The organism is Aeribacillus sp. SP014 (genome assembly GCF_054055575.1).
The window spans coordinates 376,525-395,370 of sequence record NZ_JBSRXI010000001.1; the positions used below are offsets into that span (position 1 = coordinate 376,525).

Genomic DNA, 18,846 nt, shown 5'->3' on the forward strand with positions numbered 1-18,846 from the left:
CAACAGATATCACCCTTCAAAAAAGAGCACTTTTTATTCTTCTTCCTGTTGTTCCTCTTGCTCTTCTTTTTCAACGAGCGCAACCGTTGAAACATGTTCATTTTCATCAAGTTTAATAAGCTTTACACCGACTGTATTACGTCCCATTGAAGAAATATCATTGACATCCATGCGAATCAGAACGCCGTTCCCAGTAATGATCATTAAATCTTCGTCACCGCGAACAGCTTTTACAGAAACTACCGATCCATTTTTAGGAGTAATGTTGCATGTTTTTAAACCTTTGCCGCCCCGGGTTTGGATTCGGTACTCGCTTTCGTGCGTACGTTTTCCGTACCCATTTTCAGTTACGACTAATACATCGACACCTGGGTCCAGCACTTCCATGCCGACAACTTCATCATTTTTTTCCAACGTAATTCCCTTTACGCCCGTAGCTGTGCGGCCCATTGACCGGACATCTTGTTCATGAAAACGAATTAACATTCCATTTTTTGTTCCAATTACAATATCTTTTGTACCATCTGTCAAATGTACGGAGATAAGCTCGTCCCCTTCGCGTAAGTGCAGCGCAATTAAACCGCTGTTACGTATATTGGAAAATTGAGAAAGCGGTGATCGTTTACATATTCCTTCTTTTGTCGCAAAAAATAAAAACCAATCATCAACAAATCCTGGAACAGGGATGATGGCATTGATCCATTCATCTTGGTCTATTTCCAATAAATTAATGATCGGAAGCCCTTTAGCTGTTCGTCCATATTCAGGGATTTCATATCCTTTTGCTCGATAAACTTTTCCTTTATTTGTAAAAAATAAAATAGTATCGTGTGTACATGTTGTTAAAAGATGCTCAACAAAGTCGTCAGCATTAGTTCCCATTCCTTGAATGCCTCTTCCGCCACGCTTTTGACTGCGGTAAGTAGAAACAGGGAGGCGCTTAATATAGCCTTTATGGGTAAGCGTAATGACAATATTCTCTTTTGGAATCAAATCTTCGTCTTCAAAAGATTCTAAACCAGTTGCGATTATTTCTGTACGGCGTTCATCATTAAAACGCTCTTTTATTTCTTCCAATTCCTCGCGAATAATGTCTAAAACCTTTTCTTCGCTGGCTAATATACCTTTTAACTCTTCAATTAGCTTTATAAGCTCATTATATTCCTCTTCTATTTTTTCTCGTTCAAGGCCTGTCAGGCGCTGAAGCCGCATATCCAAGATGGCCTGTGCTTGCTTTTCCGTTAAGCTGAATTTTTCCATTAATCCTTCGCGGGCAATATCTGTTGTTTTGGAGCTTCGAATCAGGTTAATCACTTCATCGATATGATCTAATGCAATTCTTAACCCTTCCAAAATATGCGCTCGCGCTTCAGCCTTTCTTAATTCAAAAGCAGTACGTCTTCTAATAACGACTTTTTGATGATCTAAATAATGCTCTAAAATTTGTTTTAAATTTAATACTTTCGGTTCTCCGTCTACTAAAGCAAGCATATTAATTCCAAAGCTTGTTTGTAATGCCGTCTGTTTATATAAATTATTCAAAAGCACGTTGACATTTGCATCTCTCCGAACTTCGATGACAATGCGCATACCTTTTCTATCAGATTCATCTCTTAAATCGGAGATACCGTCAATTTTTTTCTCACGGACAAGCTCTGCAATCTTTTCAATAAGTTTTGCTTTATTTACTTGGTACGGAATCTCAGTCACTATAATTGCCTGTTTCCCGTTTTCTCTTTCTTCAATTTCAACCTTTGCCCGGAGCGTGATCGATCCTCGTCCGGTCTCATAAGCTTTTCGAATGCCGCTTTTCCCCATTATTTGTCCTGCCGTCGGAAAGTCCGGTCCAGGAATGATTTCCATTAGCTCTCCAATGGTGATGTCTGGATTTTTACTTAATGCCAGAACACCGTCGATTACTTCGCCGATTTGATGTGGAGGAATGTTGGTCGCCATTCCTACTGCAATTCCGGATGCGCCATTTACGAGCAAGTGCGGGAAACGGGAAGGAAGAACGACAGGCTCCTTTTCCGATCCGTCATAATTATCTTGATAATCAATGGTGTCTTTATTAATGTCACGCAAAAGTTCCATTGAAATTTTTGACATTCTCGCCTCTGTATAACGCATCGCAGCTGCGGCGTCTCCATCAACGGATCCAAAGTTTCCGTGACCATCCACCAGCATATAGCGATAGTTAAAATCTTGGGCCATTCTCACCATCGTCTCGTAAACAGCTGAATCTCCGTGTGGATGGTACTTACCGATCACATCTCCTACAATCCTTGCAGATTTTTTATACGGTTTATCCGGAGTCATGCCAAGGTCATGCATGGCATAAAGAATCCTCCGGTGAACAGGCTTAAGTCCGTCACGGACGTCAGGTAAGGCGCGCGACACGATGACGCTCATCGCATAATCGAGGAAGGATGAACGCATTTCTTGGCTTATATTGACTTCCTGTATTTGCGATTCTTTGTTTTCAGCCATTTTTTATTACCTCCGTAAAAAGCAATTCCCAAACCTCACTTAATGGAGAAATCAAAATGAGAATGGGGTGAACAAATCGATTAAATATCCAAATTTTTTACATAGCGTGCATTTTCTTCAATAAACTGGCGGCGAGGCTCAACTTTATCTCCCATTAAAATTTCAAACGTTTCATCCGCATCAATCGCATCCTGCAACGTTACTTGCAGCAGAGTTCTAGTTGACGGATTCATTGTTGTTTCCCAAAGCTGCTCAGCATTCATTTCTCCAAGTCCTTTGTAGCGTTGAATGCTTGGCTTCGGTTGGCTTGGAAGATTGGACAAAATTTTATTGAGTTGACGATCATTGTACGCATATTCAACCTTTTTGCCTTGTTGAATTCTATATAAAGGAGGCTGCGCAATATAAACATATCCTTTTTCAATAATTCCTCTCATGTACCGATAGAAAAAGGTAAGCAGCAATGTACGAATATGCGCTCCGTCCACATCGGCATCCGTCATGATCACTACTTTATGGTATCTCGCCTTCGAAACATCGAAATCTTCGCCAATCCCTGTTCCAATGGCAGTGATTATAGCACGCACTTCATTGTTAGATAATATTTTGTCAAGACGTGCTTTCTCAACATTTAAAATTTTTCCTCTCAAGGGCAAAATAGCTTGGAAATGTCTGTCCCGTCCCTGCTTTGCAGAACCGCCGGCAGAATCACCCTCAACGACAAACAATTCTGAGATGGATGGATCTTTTGACGAACAATCTGCTAATTTCCCAGGCAAATTTGAAACTTCTAATGCGCTTTTTCTTCTCGTTAATTCCCTTGCTTTTTTGGCAGCTAAACGGGCTCTTGCCGCCATCAGACCTTTTTCCACAATTTTTTTGGCTGTTTGCGGATGCTCAAAAAGAAACGTTTCGAACATTTCCGAGAAAATGGAATCAGTAATTGTTCTTACTTCGGAATTCCCGAGCTTTGTTTTCGTTTGTCCCTCAAATTGAGGATTAGGATGTTTGACAGAAATGATCGCGGTTAACCCCTCACGAACATCTTCACCTGATAAATTTTGATCGTTTTCTTTAATAGATCCAGTTTTTCTAGCGTAATCATTAATGACGCGAGTTAAAGCAGTTTTAAAGCCGGATTCGTGAGTACCGCCCTCATAAGTGTGAATATTATTAGCAAAAGAGTAAATATTACTTGTATATCCATCATTGTATTGAAGAGCGATTTCTATTTTTATTCCATCTCTGTCTCCTTCAATGTAAATTGGTTCTTCATGAAGAACCTCTTTTGTACGGTTGAGATGCTTTACATAGGAGATAATGCCGCCTTCATAGTAATATAAATTTTGCCGTCCTTTTTCGTCCCGCTTATCTTCTAATGTGATCTTGATTCCGCGGTTTAAAAAGGCAAGTTCTCGCAAACGCGACGCCAACGTATCATAATCATATTCAGTTGTTTCTTTAAAAATTTCAGGATCAGGCTTGAAATGCACAATGGTTCCTGTCGTATCCGTTTTTCCGACAATTTTCAAATCTTCACAAGGGACACCTCGGCGATATTTTTGATAGTAAATATTTCCATCACGATGAACAAATACCTCCAGTTCTGTTGACAGTGCATTCACAACTGAAGCTCCTACACCGTGGAGTCCACCAGAAACTTTATAGCCTCCGCCTCCGAATTTTCCTCCGGCATGAAGTACAGTCATGATGACTTCAACGGCTGGTCTTCCCATTTTTTCTTGTATTCCGACGGGTATTCCCCGCCCATTATCTTTTACTGTTATGCTATTGTCTTCTTCGATCGTCACATTTATTTCTGTACAAAAACCCGCTAAAGCCTCATCTATACTATTATCGACAATTTCCCAAACGAGATGATGAAGACCTTTGGAACTGGTAGATCCAATATACATTCCAGGTCTTTTTCGAACAGCTTCCAACCCTTCCAGCACTTGAATCTGGTTTTCATCATATGTTGTTTGTTCCTCATGATTTTGTTCCATCGCCACAATGATCACCTACACTTTTATAAACATAAAATCGATTGAATAGATAAAAAAATCTTTTTTCCACAAAAAAATCTAAATAGATTGATCCGCTTTTTTCAAAGTAATGACACGATCTATGCATGAGTAAAAAACAAGCTGCAGATGTTAAAATTCTTAATAGCATCATGATCTGTTTCAAAAAAAAATAATTTATATTAATTGTCCGGAAGATACACGATAGATAGCCGCTTCCTTCAAGGTTTTGTGATCAATTCCATCTACGCTTGTTGTTGTCACAAATGTTTGCACTTTCCCTTGAATGGCATTTAATAAATGAGATTGCCTAAAATCATCTAATTCTGATAAAACATCGTCCAACAATAATACAGGATAATCGCCAATCTCTTCATGGATCAAATCTATTTCGGCCAATTTCAGCGAAAGAGCTGTTGTGCGCTGCTGGCCTTGCGATCCGAATGTTTGAACATCCCGGCCGTTCACATAAAAAATAAGGTCATCTCTGTGGGGACCGGCTAACGTCGTTCCACGTTCTATTTCCTTTTCTCTTATTTTAGCAAACCTGTCATAGTATACTTCTACTATTTTCGACAAGTCTGCTTCTTCTGATACATCAACAGAAGGCTTATACTGAATTCTTAATTCCTCCATTCCCCTTGAAATGCTGGAATGAATCGGTTGTGCCCATTTTTCAAGCTGTTTAACAAACAAATATCTTTTTTTAATGATATTGCTCGCTGTCTCACACAGCTGAAGTGTAAGCACATCCAACATTTTTTCATCCGTCTGCTTTCTCGTTTGGAGAAGCTTTAAATAATGATTTCTCTGCTGAATGATTTTTTGATATTTGTTCAGTTGGTGCAAATAAACAGGAGAAACTTGTCCAATTTCCATATTGATAAAACGCCTGCGAATTTGCGGACTTCCTTTAACTAAATTCAAATCTTCCGGAGCAAACATAATCACATTGACGTGACCGACATATTCACTTAATTTTTTTTGTTCTAAATGATTTAATTTAGCTTTTTTCCCTTTGTTGGAAATAATTAATTCAACCGTAGAAAAACGATTTTGTTTTTCTATTCTCCCTTCTATTTTAGCATATTCCTTCTCCCATTGAATGAGCTCTTTATCATTGCTGGTTCGATGGGATTTCGCCATCGCCAAAACATAGATGCCCTCCATCATATTTGTTTTCCCTTGGGCATTTTCTCCAATTATCACATTGACTTTGTTTTCAAACTGTACATGAAGGGACTCATAATTACGGTAGTTCTTTAAACTGAATTCTTTTAAATACAATGAAGGTCACCAACTTCAGTTTTTTACAATAAAGGTTCCAATCTCTTTTACTTCTACGATGTCTCCGTCTCTTAATTTTCTTCCCCGGCGCTGTTCCCTCTCAGAATTTACGAGCACTTCATGCTCTTGCAGAAACCATTTTGCCATTCCGCCAGTTTGGATGACATCCGCTAATTTTAAAAATTGTCCGAGTGTAATATATTCACCTTTAATTTGAATCATACGCTTCATCTGAATTTCATCCGCTTTCTCAAAATAGTCTCTAACTTTTTATTTTACTAAATATTTCCCAATTCGAAAAGAAAGCTACTAGCTTTTTTGATTACTAGTAGCTTTCATTTTTATTTCCAGTACTTCAAAATAGAGGAATTTATCATAAAGAACCGGTGACAGCTGTTTAATATGTTCGGACAGGAAGAATCAGTTGCAAAACTGTTTCATCTTCGGGAACACGAATTAAAAACGGCCTCATCGCCCCCGTAAAGCTGATGCGAATTTCTGATCCTTCCACAGCTTTTAATGCATCTATCATATATTTTGCACTAAAGGAGATTTTTAAATCTTCTCCTTGTACATTTTTGGCATGAATTTCTTCAACAACCTTCCCAATCTCCGGTGAATTCGACAAGATTTCAACCTTCCCGTTAGGCAATGTTGTCAACTTGACGACATTATTCCGTCCTTCTCTTGCAAGAAGAGATGCGCGGTCTATTGCTTGTAAAAATTCTTTTGCATCAAGAATGATATCCGTTTTACTTTCCAATGGAATAAGCCTGCTCGTATCAGGGTAATTTCCATCTAAGAGGCGTGAAAAGAATAATATGTTTTTCGTCTTAAACAAAACTTGATTTTCTGTAATGACAATCTCGACAAGATCATCGTTTTCATCAAGAATTTTATTCAGCTCATTTAAGCTTTTTCCCGGAATAACGACATTATGCGCTTCAGAAATATTGGTTTCCACTTTTGCTTTCCGTAAAGCTAATCGATGGCTGTCCGTTGCAATACATGTTAATTCGCCATTTTCTAAACGCCAGTTTACACCGGTTAAAATTGGTCTTGTTTCTGAAACCGAAACAGCAAAAACTGTTTGTCGAATTAAGGTTTTTAATAGATCTGATGGAATTTTAAAAACGTTTTGCTCCTCAATTTCCGGCAATCTTGGATATTCTTCTGCATCCAAACCATGCAGATTAAATTCCGCACTTCCTGATCGAATAATAGTTAGAAAGTGGTTTTCCACTTTCATTTCCACTTTATCCTGCGGAAGCTTCCTCACAATATCACTAAAAAAACGAGCTTGCAAAACAATGCTTCCGGGCTCGATGATTTCCGCATGAATCGTTCCATTTTCTTCTGCAGGTATAAAGGACTCAATCGAAATGTCTGAATCACTGCCTGTTAATGAAATGCCCTCTTCTGTTGCGACAATTTTTATTCCGGTCAATATAGGAATGGTTGTTCTAGAGGAGACGGCCTTCATGACATCTTGGACGCTTTCAACAAGCTTATTTTTTTGGACGATAACTTGCATGTAAATCCTCCTTCTAAGGCTGCACTGCCATCTATCAAATACATTTTATATTATTATTTTTTAATTAAAAAATATAGTATAAGTAGTAATAGGGCTTGTGGATATGTTGATAACAATGTTAATGAAAGGAAGCACAGTCTATCCACATGTGGATAGACTGTGCATGCCAATGTCAAAGTTATTCACAATGTCCTCAACTAATGATAATGAATGGAATGCTTTAACTGTTCTTTTATTTCATTTATTTGATTTTGCAGCTGTGGGTCTTCTTCTAATAGCTTTGAAATTTTTTCATGAGCATGAATGACTGTTGTATGGTCTCTTCCTCCAAATTCTTCTCCAATTTTCGGCAAAGAAGAGTCGGTTAATTCTCTTGATAAGTACATGGCAATCTGTCTTGGAAATGCAACAGACTTTGTTCTCTTTTTTGCTTTAAAATCTTCCAATTTAACATTAAAATGCTGTCCAACTACACGTTGAATTTCTTGAATGGTAATAATTTTAGGCTTGGAGCTCGGTATAATGTCTTTTAATGCTTCTGCCGCGAGATCCGCGTTAATATCTTTATTAATGAGAGAAGAATAAGCTACTACGCGTATAAGGGCACCTTCTAGCTCACGAATATTTGTATCAATTTGGTTGGCAATATAAAGCATGACTTCATTTGGAATATCCAATCCATCAGCTTTCGCTTTTTTTCTTAAAATGGCAATTCTTGTTTCGAGGTCAGGAGGAGTAATATCTGTTATGAGCCCCCATTCAAAACGTGATCTCAGCCGGTCTTCAAGAGTAGGAATTTCCTTTGGCGGCCTGTCGCTTGAAATGACTATTTGCTTGCTTTCCTCGTGAAGTGTGTTGAACGTATGGAAAAATTCCTCTTGTGTTTGTTCTTTTCCAGCAAGAAATTGAATATCATCTATCAATAGAACATCAACATTCCGGTATTTATTGCGAAATTCATCGGCTTTATTGTCACGGATTGAGTTAATAAATTCATTCGTAAATTTTTCTGATGACAAATAGACGACTCTCGCGGAAGGATTATGTTCTAATACATAATGGCCGATTGCATGCATTAAATGAGTTTTTCCGAGACCGACGCCACCATAAATAAACAGCGGGTTGTATGCTTTTGCCGGCGCTTCCGCAACAGCCAGGGATGCAGCATGGGCAAATCGATTTCCTGAGCCGATAACAAACGTATCAAAAGTATATTTTGGATTCAGCAAGTTTTGGGGAAATTCATTTGTCTCTTCCCCTTTTTTTGGCGATGTTTTAATGGGGGCTTTAGGCATAAATTCATCGTCTGTCAAATTTTGCGGAATGATAAATTTTATACCGATTTCTTCTCCTGTTAAATCATATATTGTGTTCGCGATTAAATGCAGGTATCTGGATTCCAACCAATCTCTCGCAAATTCATTTGGAGCAGTAATGATGAGCAAATCACCTTGTAAAGCGTGTGCTTTTGTAGATTTTAGCCAGGTATCAAAGCTCGGTTTACTGACCTTTTTTTTAATTTCGGCAAGCACCCGATTCCACAAGTCCTCTATGTTCTCCATGGCTCTTTGGGGTCACCCTCCTTTACATCGGCTGTAAAAAATGAACAATGAATAAATATGCATTCCACATATGTTTGCACAAAAATATTTAATATAGTAGAAAAATAACTTTTCTACAAAATTCAGAGAGTGTGGAAAACTTCCTTCACAGGGCCGTTAACAACTTTCCACAATTTATCCACAATGTGTGGATAATATAATGATAAATGAAAGATATTCAGAGGTAAAACACAAATATCATATCAAAATAACCTATGTGTTGCAATGGGTTTTGAAAGTTTATCCACAAGACAACATGCTGTTGAAAAAAATATTCACATGTCGATAAATGTGTGAAAAAAATGTCGATAATTGCTGTAAAACTGTATTTTTTATAAAAAAATATCCACAATGTTGTTTGCCGATAGTACAATGGACCTTAGTTGACATTAGGATATTCCTTTACTATAATTAGAAAGACTGTCTTTTTAGAGTTAATCCTCGGGGAGGTGTCATAGAATGAAAAGAACATATCAACCAAATAAAAGAAAACGCAGCAAAGTTCACGGATTCCGCAGCCGGATGAGCACAAAAAACGGTCGAAAGGTTTTAGCTCGGAGACGCCGTAAAGGAAGAAAAGTATTATCAGCGTAGACCACTGAAAAAAAGTCAGTGGTCTTTTTTACACAAAATGAAGTTACTTGATCTCTCGAGTAAATCGGAGAGTCGGAGTGAATGGAATGAAAAAAAGGAACCGGATAAAAAAAAATAAGGACTTTCAAAAAGTATTTCAAAAAGGAAAGTCAATGGCGAATAGACAGTTCGTTATTTATATGCTTGATCAGCCGGATATAAAAGATTTTCGGATCGGGCTGTCTGTCAGTAAAAAAATTGGCAATGCCGTGACGAGAAATAAAGTAAAACGTTTGATTCGTCAAGTATTTTTAGAAGAGAAGGACAATATCGCTAAAGGGAAGGATTATATTATTATTGCGAGGAAACCGTCTGCGCAAATGAATTATCATGAGGTAAAAAAAAGTCTTGTTCATCTTTTTATAAAAATGAACATTTATCAGACAAAAAATCATTAAGAAATCAAAAGCAATTTTACAAAAAAGATGGTAAAATACTTTTTGAATGGAAACGGATTATTTTTAATTATGATATATAGAATTTGTTAGGAGGAAGTTTTTTTGAAGAAGCGAATAGTATTATTGCTGGCTATTCTTGGACTAGCATCTGTTTTGTCCGGGTGTACGGAAATAAATGAACCGATTACAAAAGACAGTGAAGGTTTTTGGAACCAGTACATTGTTTATCCGCTTTCTTGGTTAATTACATATTTTGCGCAGCTATTTGGAAATGATTATGGTTTATCCATTATCATCGTAACCATTTTAATTCGATTAGCGATTTTGCCGTTAATGATCAAACAAATTCAAAATTCAAAGGCCATGCAGGAAATTCAGCCGGAAATTTTAAAGCTGCGTGAGAAATACAGTTCGAAAGACCAAAAAACACAGCAAAAGCTTCAACAAGAAACAATGGCTTTATTTCAAAAGCATGGTGTTAATCCTCTTGCCGGTTGTTTACCACTATTAATTCAAATGCCAATTTTAATTGGATTTTACCATGCCATTATGAGAACCCGGGAAATTGCTGAACACAGCTTTTTATGGTTCGATCTAGGTGAGAGAGATCCTTATTTTATTCTACCTCTTTTAGCAGGCATTTTGACATTTGTTCAGCAAAAATTAATGATGGCAGGAACAGAAAACATAAATCCGCAAATGCAAACAATGCTTTGGATGATGCCGATTATGATTGTCATTTTTGCGGTGTCGTTCCCAGCAGCTTTATCACTTTATTGGGTAGTCGGAAATATTTTTATGATTGTCCAAACTCTTGTGATCAAAGGTTCAGATATACGCAAAGCTTCTGAAAAGGCAGGAGGAGCTCAAAAGTGAGAGAAATAACGTCTACTGGACAGACCGTTGAGGATGCTGTGAAGAAAGCCTTAAAAGAATTAAATGTTGAGCAGGAACAAGTGGATATTCGAATTATCGATGAAGGAAAAAAAGGGCTTTTTGGGATATTTGGCCAAAAACCTGCCATTGTCCATGTGAAATTAAAGGAAACAAGCGAATTGACGGATGCTTTGTTAAAATGGAACGAGAATACGGACCTTAATCCATTGGACGAGGCGAAAAATTTCCTTGAGCAGGTTATAAAAGAAATGGGAATTACAGCTTCCGTTGATATTAAACTTGAAGAAAAAACAGCGTATTTTAATATTAAAGGGGAAAATTTGGCAATTCTAATTGGAAAAAGAGGACAAACGTTAAATTCCTTGCAATATTTGACACAGCTTGTAGCGAATAAAACGTCAACCGATTACGTACCCATTATTTTGGATGCTGAAAATTATCGTGAAAAGCGCCGAGAGACTTTGACTCAATTGGCGGTAAAATTGGCAGATAAAGTTGTAAAAACAAATAAGGAATTTTCTTTGGAGCCCATGCCTTCTTTTGAAAGAAAAATCATTCATTCAACGTTAATGGAAGATGAAAGGGTTCAAACGTATTCAGTCGGAACAGAGCCCAATCGATATGTCGTCATCGCACCAAAATAAGTTTTTTGATGAATTGGAAAGCCAATTCATCATTTTTTTTAGCCTCCAAATTGATGTCTTTAAAAAGGAATTTTCGGTTTCTGTCAACCTCTATTAAAGACTCTTCAACTTTTTTGGTACCTCTTTGATTTTTCAAGCCCAGCAGTTTTTTAAGCTGTTTCTCCAGTTATCAAATCATTTCGTTTTTCATTATTTTGAATTACGAGACATGCAGATCTAACCCCATGGAAGATTAACTGGCTTGTTTCTTAAACGTTACGGTATTGTGAATAAGTGAAAAGTAGCGAAATATTGTTATGAACATGTGGATAAGTTAAAATAATAAATTAGATAATTTTTTTTGTGGATAAACATTGTGCTTTTCTTTTTTCTAGACTATATGGTATTTTTAAACTTTGGTGAATGAAAACAACTGCCGGATTGGTTTATGATAGATCGCAACAAAAAGCGAGGTGAGACAATGGAATTTGATACAATAGCAGCAATTTCCACCCCGATGGGAGAGGGAGCCATTGCGATTGTCCGCTTAAGCGGCGATGAGGCGGTGGACATTGCGGATCGCATTTTTCAAAGCCCTGCAAAGAAACAATTAAAAGATGTTCCAACCCATACGATTCATTATGGAAAAATAATTGATCCCGATACGCAAGAAATGGTTGAAGAAGTGATGGTTTCTGTCATGCGGGCGCCTAAAACATTTACAAGAGAAGATGTTGTTGAGATCAATTGCCATGGAGGTCTCGTAACAGTTAACCGCGTTTTGCAGCTAGTTCTTAAGCACGGCGCTCGTTTGGCGGAACCAGGAGAATTTACGAAGAGAGCATTTTTAAATGGAAGAATTGATTTGTCTCAAGCGGAAGCTGTGATTGATTTAATTCGGGCTAAAACCGATAAAGCAATGAATGTTGCTCTTGGGCAAATGGAAGGCCGTCTTTCAAAGCGCATCAAACGGCTGCGTCAGGAAATTCTTGAAACGCTCGCACATGTTGAAGTCAACATCGATTACCCCGAATATGATGATGTCGAAGAAATGACACATAATATGTTAATTGAAAAAGCTTCGTACGTGCGAGACGAAATTGAAAAACTGCTTTCAACTTCTAACCAAGGGAAAATATTGAGGGAAGGCTTATCAACCGTTATAATTGGGCGGCCAAACGTTGGCAAATCTTCTTTGCTCAATGGACTCGTTCATGAAAATAAAGCGATAGTAACTGATATACCAGGAACGACAAGGGATGTAATAGAAGAATATGTCAATGTGAGAGGTGTCCCTCTCCGTCTTATCGACACGGCTGGAATTCGTGAGACGGAAGACATTGTAGAAAAAATCGGTGTGGAGCGATCCCGACAGGTATTGAAAGAAGCTGATTTAATTTTATTTGTGCTAAACTATAACGAAGAGCTCTCGGAAGAAGATAAAAAATTGTTTGAAGCCGTGAAGGGAACGGATTTTATTGTCATTGTCAATAAAACTGATTTGCCGAAGAAAATCGATATGGATGAAGTGCAGAAGCTTGCCAATGGACATCCAATTGTGACCACTTCCTTAAAGGAAGATAGAGGGATCGATGAATTGGAACAACAGATCAGTTCTTTGTTTTTTAAAGGGGATCTTCAAGCAGATGATTTAACTTATGTTTCCAATACACGCCATATTGCGTTGTTATCTCAGGCCAAAAAAGCTGTTGAAGAGGCTATAGAGGGAATAGAACAAGGCGTCCCAATCGATATTGTTCAAATCGACTTAACAAGAACGTGGGAACTCCTCGGCGAAATTATTGGCGACAGTGTACATGAAAGCTTAATTGATCAGTTGTTTTCGCAATTTTGCTTAGGTAAATAGGAAAGGGTGTGAATTTGATGCGATATCAAGCCGGTGAATATGATGTAATCGTGGTTGGCGCAGGTCATGCGGGCTGTGAGGCGGGTCTTGCGGCTGCAAGGCTTGGTGCTAAAACATTAGTAGTGACCATTAATTTGGATATGGTAGCTTTTATGCCATGTAATCCTTCAATCGGCGGGCCGGCAAAAGGAATTGTCGTCCGTGAGATTGACGCGCTTGGCGGAGAAATGGGAAAAAACATCGATAAAACATATATTCAAATGAGAATGTTAAATACAGGAAAAGGACCTGCTGTTCGTGCACTTCGGGCACAAGCCGATAAAGTTTTATATCAAAGGGAAATGAAAAAGACGCTGGAGCAGGAAGAAAATTTAACATTGCTTCAAGGAATGGTCGAAGAATTAATTGTAGAAGACGGTATATGCAAAGGGATCGTGACGCAGACAGGAGCCGAATACCGTTCGAAAACAGTTGTTTTAACAACAGGGACGTTTTTGCGTGGAAGAATCATTATCGGAGACCTTTCTTATTCAAGCGGACCAAACAATCAACAGCCGTCCATTAAGCTGTCAGAGCATTTAGAAAAGCTTGGATTCGAACTTGTTCGTTTTAAAACAGGGACACCTCCAAGAGTCAACAGTAAAACCATTGATTACAGCAAAACAGAAATTCAACCTGGAGACGAGGAGCCGCGTGCATTCTCCTACGAAACAACGAAATATATTACCGATCAGCTTCCTTGTTGGCTGACGTATACAAGCAGTGAAACTCATAAAATCATTGACGAAAATTTGCACAGATCGCCCATGTATTCTGGTATGATCAAAGGGACAGGACCTCGTTATTGTCCGTCTATTGAAGATAAAATTGTCCGTTTCCATGATAAACCGCGCCACCAAATCTTTTTGGAGCCTGAGGGCCGTAATACGGAAGAAGTCTATGTTCAAGGGCTTTCTACAAGCCTGCCGGAAGATGTACAGCGCCGTATGATATCTACCATTCCGGGGCTTGAAAATGCACAAATCATGAGAGCTGGATATGCCATTGAATATGATGCGATCGTACCAACGCAGCTATGGCCGACGCTAGAAACGAAAAAAGTGAAAAATTTATATACGGCAGGACAAATTAACGGAACTTCAGGATATGAAGAAGCAGCTGGTCAAGGAATTATGGCCGGTATTAATGCTGCTAGAAGAGCGTTGAATAAAGAAGAGATCATTCTCAGCCGTTCTGATGCTTACATCGGTGTATTAATAGACGATTTGGTGACAAAAGGAACGAACGAACCATACCGTCTTTTAACATCAAGAGCCGAATACCGTCTTCTCCTTCGCCATGACAATGCGGATTTGCGTTTGACAGAACTCGGATACAAAATCGGTTTGATTAAAAAAGAGCGGTATGAAAAGTTTTTGGCCAAAAAAGAAGCGATAGAAAATGAGAAAAAACGCCTCCGTTCCATCATTATCAAGCCGAATGAACAGACTCAAAAACTGATTGAAGAAGTCGGAGGAAGTCCGTTAAAAGACGGCATCCGTGCCTCAGACCTTTTGAAGCGTCCAGAAATAAATTATGAACATATAAAAATGCTTACCGAAAGTGAAGCTTTGCCTAAAGAAGTGGAGGAGCAGGTAGAAATTCAAATCAAATATGAAGGATATATTGAAAAATCGTTGCAGCAAGTAGAGAAATTAAAACGCATGGAAAACAAAAAAATACCAGAAGACATTGATTATGACGCTATCAATGGACTTGCAACAGAAGCGCGGCAAAAATTAAAACAGGTTCGGCCGATATCAGTTGCACAGGCTTCACGCATATCAGGCGTCAATCCGGCGGATATTTCTATTTTACTTGTTTATTTGGAACAAGGCCGTATCGCCCGTGTGTCTAATGAATAAAGAGATTTATTACAAATGGAGACGAAAGGATAGAGCGATGGATAGTATTCAGTTTCAAACGTTGCTGGAGGAAAGAGGGATTTCACTTTCCTCACAAGCATTGGAACAATTTGAAGCATATTTTAAGCTCCTAACGGAATGGAATGAAAAAGTGAATTTGACGTCCATAACGGATCGGACAGAAGTGTATATCAAACATTTTTATGATTCTATTTCGGCTGCTTTTTTTTATGATTTTAACAGACCTCTTTCCGTTTGCGATGTTGGAGCGGGTGCTGGTTTTCCCGGCATTCCGCTGAAAATTTGCTTTCCTCATTTGCAGTTGACAATCGTTGACTCTTTGAAAAAACGAATTACGTTTTTAGAGCATTTAACTGCTCAACTAAATTTGGAAAATGTCTTTTTATACCACGATCGTGCGGAAACGTTCGGTCAAAAGAAAATATTTCGGGAATCTTTTGATATCGTGACAGCTAGGGCTGTAGCACGATTATCCGTACTAAGTGAACTTTGTATCCCGCTCGTGAAAGTAAATGGTGATTTTTTGGCATTGAAGGCTCAATCGGTAAAAGAAGAATTAAAAGGGGCAAATAAAGCGATCTCATTATTTGGCGGACAAGTCCAGACGATTCATTCCTTTCAATTGCCCATTGAAAAAAGTCAGCGCAATATCATTGTGATTCATAAACATCGTGCTACTCCGAAAAAGTATCCTAGGAAGCCCGGCACACCAAATAAAATGCCTATTGAGTAACTTGTTTGAAAATAATATTTTTTGTTTGTCATTTTTAGCAGGAAATTTGTCTAGAAAACGAGAAATTTAATAAATGCTGGTAGTTTCTAAAGGTGGTGTCAGCATATGAAGCATCCTTTTTCTCGATTATTTGGCTTTGGGGAAAAAGATGTGACGGACTTTGAAGAAGAAAAAGATGTAAAAGAAGAAATTTTGCATATTCCTGTTGATGAGATCGTCCCTAATCCATTTCAGCCGAGAACTGTTTTTTCTGAAGATAAAATTGATGAATTGGCGCAAACAATCCGAACTCATGGCATTATACAGCCGATTGTTGTCAGAAAAACGGATGAACGGTATGAAATTATTGCCGGGGAAAGAAGATGGAGAGCTGTCAAAAAACTTGGATGGATGGAAATTCCGGCTATAGTAAAAAATTATAATGATAAAGAAACCGCTTCAATCGCCTTAATTGAAAACTTGCAGCGGGAAGAATTATCAGCCATTGAAGAAGCAGTTGCTTATGCAAAATTAATTGAACTCCATCAGCTGACTCAAGAAGCGCTAGCTCAAAGGCTTGGAAAAGGACAATCGACGATTGCCAATAAACTACGTCTGCTGAAGCTCCCAAAAGAAGTTCAAGAGGCATTGTTAAACAAATCCATTACGGAACGTCATGCGCGAGCACTCATTCCTTTAAAAGATCATGAATTGCAAATTAAATTGTTAAACGAAATTATTGAAAAACAGTTAAATGTTAAACAAACAGAAGATCGCGTAGTTAAAATGTTAGACCAAAAAGAAGAAAAGCAAAAACCGAAAAGAAAAGCTTTCAGCAGAGATACGAGAATTGCTTTGAATACGATTCGGAAATCTTTGACTATGGTGGCTGAAACAGGAGTTAAAATAGATTCAAAAGAAGAAGAATTTGAAAACTATATACAATTAACGATTAAAATTCCAAAATAACTCTTCACACTTTTTCGTGAAGAGTTTTTTATTATAAAAAAACTTAGCAAAAAGACTTGGATAGAATGTTCGACAGCAACAAATTATTTTCCGGGAAATACGACAATATTTTATTTTTTTCGAAAAAAGGATGAATTCCTAGCATTTCCACCTACAAAAGAAAAAAGTTTGTGAAACATCCCCAAAGATATCACCTACATTTAAGCATTTTCGTGATAAAATAAAATACAATAGAACATTTGAAGTAGGAGAAAGCAGGTGACACCGTGTGTAAGATCATTTCCATAGCGAACCAAAAAGGCGGCGTTGGAAAAACAACAACTTCCGTTAACCTCGGAGCTTGCTTAGCATACACAGGAAAGAGGGTTCTATTAGTCGATATAGACCCTCAAGGTAATGCGACAAGTGGGGTTGGTATTGAAAAAGCGGATGTCGACCTTTGTGTGTATGATCTTTTAGTAGAGGATGCAGATGTAAAAAAAGTCATTAAAACAACACAGATTGAAAATCTTGATGTGATTCCAGCAACTATTCAACTTGCAGGTGCTGAAATTGAATTAGTTCCGACGATTTCCCGTGAAGTCCGATTAAAAAGAGCGCTTGAACCAGTGAAGCAGCGATACGATTACATATTAATTGATTGCCCGCCTTCGCTCGGACTTTTAACACTCAATGCGCTAACGGCTTCGGATTCGGTCATTATTCCAGTTCAATGCGAGTACTATGCTTTGGAAGGATTAAGCCAGCTGTTAAATACTATTCGGTTGGTTCAAAAACATTTGAATTCGGATTTGATGATTGAAGGTGTATTGCTGACAATGCTTGATGCGCGGACTAATTTAGGCATTCAAGTAATTGATGAGGTAAAAAAATACTTTCAAGACAAAGTGTATCAAACCATTATTCCACGAAATGTGCGGCTTAGTGAAGCACCGAGCCATGGACAGCCTATTATCCTTTATGATTCAAGATCCAAAGGGGCAGAGGTTTATTTAGAATTAGCAAAGGAAGTGGTGGCAAATGGCTAGAGGATTAGGGAAAGGAATTAATGCACTTTTTGCCAATTTAGAACTGAATAAGGAAGAAGTGGTGCAAGATATTAAAATAGGGGATTTACGTCCAAATCCTTATCAACCGCGAAAAACATTTGACCCTGGTTCGATTGAAGAGCTTAAGCAATCCATTTTGCAGCACGGAATTTTACAGCCGCTGATAGTCCGAAAGAGCATAAAAGGCTATGAAATTGTAGTCGGTGAACGCCGTTATCGAGCAGCAAAAGAAGCGAAGCTTAAGACAGTTCCGGCAGTTGTGAAAGAGTTGACAGATGAGCAAATGATGGAAATCGCTCTATTAGAAAATTTGCAAAGGGAAGATTTAACCCCGATCGAAGAGGCGAAAGCGTACCAATCGCTTTTGGAGCATTTGAACATTACACAAGAAGAATTGGCAAAACGTCTTGGCAAAAGCCGTCCGCATATTGCCAATCATTTGCGGCTCCTAAGCCTTCCACCGTTCGTCCAAACATTGATATCTGAAGGCAAGCTATCAATGGGGCATGGGAGAACATTGCTTGGCATAAAGAAAAAAGAGAAACTTGAATATTTAGTGAATAAAATTTTAAAAGAAAATTTAAATGTCCGGCAAGTAGAACAGTTAGTGCAGCAGATGAATGAAAGTGTTTCACGTGAAACAAAGAAAAAGATAGAGAAAAAAGATGCTTTTATACGTGAACAAGAATCGTTTTTGCGAGAAAAATTTGGAACATCCGTTTCCATTAAGCAGCAAAAGAAGAAAGGTAAAATAGAGATTGAGTTTTTTTCGAAAGAAGATTTGGTGCGTATTTTAGAACTGTTGGATGTAAAAGTATCATCTTGATGTTGAAGAAC

Annotated in this window: 16 protein-coding genes; 10 read left to right on the forward strand and 6 right to left on the reverse strand. The window is 38.1% G+C overall.

Annotated elements, in window-relative coordinates; translation table 11 throughout:
* Nucleotides 1–33: 33 nt before the first annotated feature.
* The 6 genes from gyrA to dnaA all read right to left on the reverse strand — a co-directional run bounded on the left by gyrA (nucleotide 34) and on the right by dnaA (nucleotide 8,897).
* Nucleotides 34–2,490 (reverse strand): DNA gyrase subunit A, encoded by a 2,457-nt coding sequence (gene gyrA / locus ACVIJU_RS02015; protein WP_066251621.1) that lies wholly within the window; start codon nucleotides 2,488–2,490, stop codon nucleotides 34–36.
* A gap of 80 nt (nucleotides 2,491–2,570) precedes the next feature.
* Entirely contained in the window at nucleotides 2,571–4,496 is a 1,926-nt protein-coding gene (gene gyrB / locus ACVIJU_RS02020; protein WP_063387742.1) for a DNA topoisomerase (ATP-hydrolyzing) subunit B, read from the reverse strand.
* A 195-nt stretch (nucleotides 4,497–4,691) separates the two neighbouring features.
* Nucleotides 4,692–5,801, reverse strand: a complete 1,110-nt coding sequence (gene recF / locus ACVIJU_RS02025; RefSeq protein WP_063387743.1) for a DNA replication/repair protein RecF — start codon at nucleotides 5,799–5,801, stop codon at nucleotides 4,692–4,694.
* Nucleotides 5,802–5,816: 15 nt separating this feature from the next.
* Complete coding sequence (gene yaaA, locus ACVIJU_RS02030) at nucleotides 5,817–6,032, reverse strand: S4 domain-containing protein YaaA (RefSeq protein ID WP_066251626.1); 216 nt, start codon at nucleotides 6,030–6,032, stop codon at nucleotides 5,817–5,819.
* A 166-nt stretch (nucleotides 6,033–6,198) separates the two neighbouring features.
* Nucleotides 6,199–7,335, reverse strand: coding sequence for a DNA polymerase III subunit beta (gene dnaN / locus ACVIJU_RS02035; RefSeq protein WP_063387745.1), 1,137 nt, complete (start codon nucleotides 7,333–7,335; stop codon nucleotides 6,199–6,201).
* Nucleotides 7,336–7,532: 197 nt separating this feature from the next.
* Nucleotides 7,533–8,897 (reverse strand): chromosomal replication initiator protein DnaA, encoded by a 1,365-nt coding sequence (gene dnaA / locus ACVIJU_RS02040; protein WP_063387746.1) that lies wholly within the window; start codon nucleotides 8,895–8,897, stop codon nucleotides 7,533–7,535.
* Nucleotides 8,898–9,395: 498 nt separating this feature from the next.
* Here dnaA and rpmH point away from each other — a divergent pair, with 498 nt between their 5' ends.
* The 10 genes from rpmH (at nucleotide 9,396) to ACVIJU_RS02090 (ending at nucleotide 18,835) form a co-directional block, all read left to right on the forward strand.
* The gene (gene rpmH, locus ACVIJU_RS02045) at nucleotides 9,396–9,530 is read left to right on the forward strand and encodes a 50S ribosomal protein L34 (protein ID WP_063387747.1); all 135 of its coding nucleotides are present in this window, start codon (nucleotides 9,396–9,398) and stop codon (nucleotides 9,528–9,530) included.
* A gap of 86 nt (nucleotides 9,531–9,616) precedes the next feature.
* Nucleotides 9,617–9,967 carry a ribonuclease P protein component gene (gene rnpA, locus ACVIJU_RS02050; RefSeq protein ID WP_063387748.1) on the forward strand — a complete coding sequence of 117 codons (351 nt, stop codon included), beginning with the start codon at nucleotides 9,617–9,619 and terminating at the stop codon, nucleotides 9,965–9,967.
* A gap of 102 nt (nucleotides 9,968–10,069) precedes the next feature.
* Complete coding sequence (gene spoIIIJ, locus ACVIJU_RS02055) at nucleotides 10,070–10,843, forward strand: YidC family membrane integrase SpoIIIJ (RefSeq protein ID WP_063387749.1); 774 nt, start codon at nucleotides 10,070–10,072, stop codon at nucleotides 10,841–10,843.
* Nucleotides 10,840–11,508, forward strand: a complete 669-nt coding sequence (jag, locus tag ACVIJU_RS02060; protein ID WP_094244817.1) for an RNA-binding cell elongation regulator Jag/EloR — start codon at nucleotides 10,840–10,842, stop codon at nucleotides 11,506–11,508. The genes spoIIIJ and jag overlap by 4 nt, the downstream gene beginning before the upstream one ends.
* A gap of 460 nt (nucleotides 11,509–11,968) precedes the next feature.
* Nucleotides 11,969–13,354 carry a tRNA uridine-5-carboxymethylaminomethyl(34) synthesis GTPase MnmE gene (gene mnmE / locus ACVIJU_RS02065; RefSeq protein WP_063387751.1) on the forward strand — a complete coding sequence of 462 codons (1,386 nt, stop codon included), beginning with the start codon at nucleotides 11,969–11,971 and terminating at the stop codon, nucleotides 13,352–13,354.
* A 17-nt stretch (nucleotides 13,355–13,371) separates the two neighbouring features.
* Entirely contained in the window at nucleotides 13,372–15,258 is a 1,887-nt protein-coding gene (mnmG, locus tag ACVIJU_RS02070; RefSeq protein WP_063387752.1) for a tRNA uridine-5-carboxymethylaminomethyl(34) synthesis enzyme MnmG, read from the forward strand.
* Nucleotides 15,259–15,295: 37 nt separating this feature from the next.
* Nucleotides 15,296–16,012, forward strand: a complete 717-nt coding sequence (gene rsmG, locus ACVIJU_RS02075) for a 16S rRNA (guanine(527)-N(7))-methyltransferase RsmG (RefSeq protein ID WP_063387753.1) — start codon at nucleotides 15,296–15,298, stop codon at nucleotides 16,010–16,012.
* Between the two features lie 105 nt (nucleotides 16,013–16,117).
* Complete coding sequence (noc, locus tag ACVIJU_RS02080) at nucleotides 16,118–16,960, forward strand: nucleoid occlusion protein (protein ID WP_063387754.1); 843 nt, start codon at nucleotides 16,118–16,120, stop codon at nucleotides 16,958–16,960.
* A gap of 266 nt (nucleotides 16,961–17,226) precedes the next feature.
* Nucleotides 17,227–17,988 carry a ParA family protein gene (locus tag ACVIJU_RS02085; RefSeq protein WP_117017372.1) on the forward strand — a complete coding sequence of 254 codons (762 nt, stop codon included), beginning with the start codon at nucleotides 17,227–17,229 and terminating at the stop codon, nucleotides 17,986–17,988.
* Entirely contained in the window at nucleotides 17,981–18,835 is an 855-nt protein-coding gene (locus tag ACVIJU_RS02090) for a ParB/RepB/Spo0J family partition protein (RefSeq protein ID WP_063387756.1), read from the forward strand. Before ACVIJU_RS02085 ends, ACVIJU_RS02090 begins: the two co-directional genes overlap by 8 nt.
* Nucleotides 18,836–18,846: the final 11 nt, after the last annotated feature.

What these genes read in the sequence shown, in the direction of transcription:
- rnpA (WP_063387748.1), top strand. Translation starts at nt 9,617, where the DNA reads ATGAAAAAAAGGAACCGGATAAAAAAAAATAAGGACTTTCAAAAAGTA.
- rsmG (WP_063387753.1), top strand. Translation starts at nt 15,296, where the DNA reads ATGGATAGTATTCAGTTTCAAACGTTGCTGGAGGAAAGAGGGATTTCA.
- gyrA (WP_066251621.1), bottom strand. Translation starts at nt 2,490, where the DNA reads ATGGCTGAAAACAAAGAATCGCAAATACAGGAAGTCAATATAAGCCAA.
- dnaA (WP_063387746.1), bottom strand. Translation starts at nt 8,897, where the DNA reads ATGGAGAACATAGAGGACTTGTGGAATCGGGTGCTTGCCGAAATTAAA.
- gyrB (WP_063387742.1), bottom strand. Translation starts at nt 4,496, where the DNA reads ATGGAACAAAATCATGAGGAACAAACAACATATGATGAAAACCAGATT.
- rpmH (WP_063387747.1), top strand. Translation starts at nt 9,396, where the DNA reads ATGAAAAGAACATATCAACCAAATAAAAGAAAACGCAGCAAAGTTCAC.
- ACVIJU_RS02090 (WP_063387756.1), top strand. Translation starts at nt 17,981, where the DNA reads ATGGCTAGAGGATTAGGGAAAGGAATTAATGCACTTTTTGCCAATTTA.
- yaaA (WP_066251626.1), bottom strand. Translation starts at nt 6,032, where the DNA reads ATGAAGCGTATGATTCAAATTAAAGGTGAATATATTACACTCGGACAA.
- mnmG (WP_063387752.1), top strand. Translation starts at nt 13,372, where the DNA reads ATGCGATATCAAGCCGGTGAATATGATGTAATCGTGGTTGGCGCAGGT.
- mnmE (WP_063387751.1), top strand. Translation starts at nt 11,969, where the DNA reads ATGGAATTTGATACAATAGCAGCAATTTCCACCCCGATGGGAGAGGGA.
- dnaN (WP_063387745.1), bottom strand. Translation starts at nt 7,335, where the DNA reads ATGCAAGTTATCGTCCAAAAAAATAAGCTTGTTGAAAGCGTCCAAGAT.
- noc (WP_063387754.1), top strand. Translation starts at nt 16,118, where the DNA reads ATGAAGCATCCTTTTTCTCGATTATTTGGCTTTGGGGAAAAAGATGTG.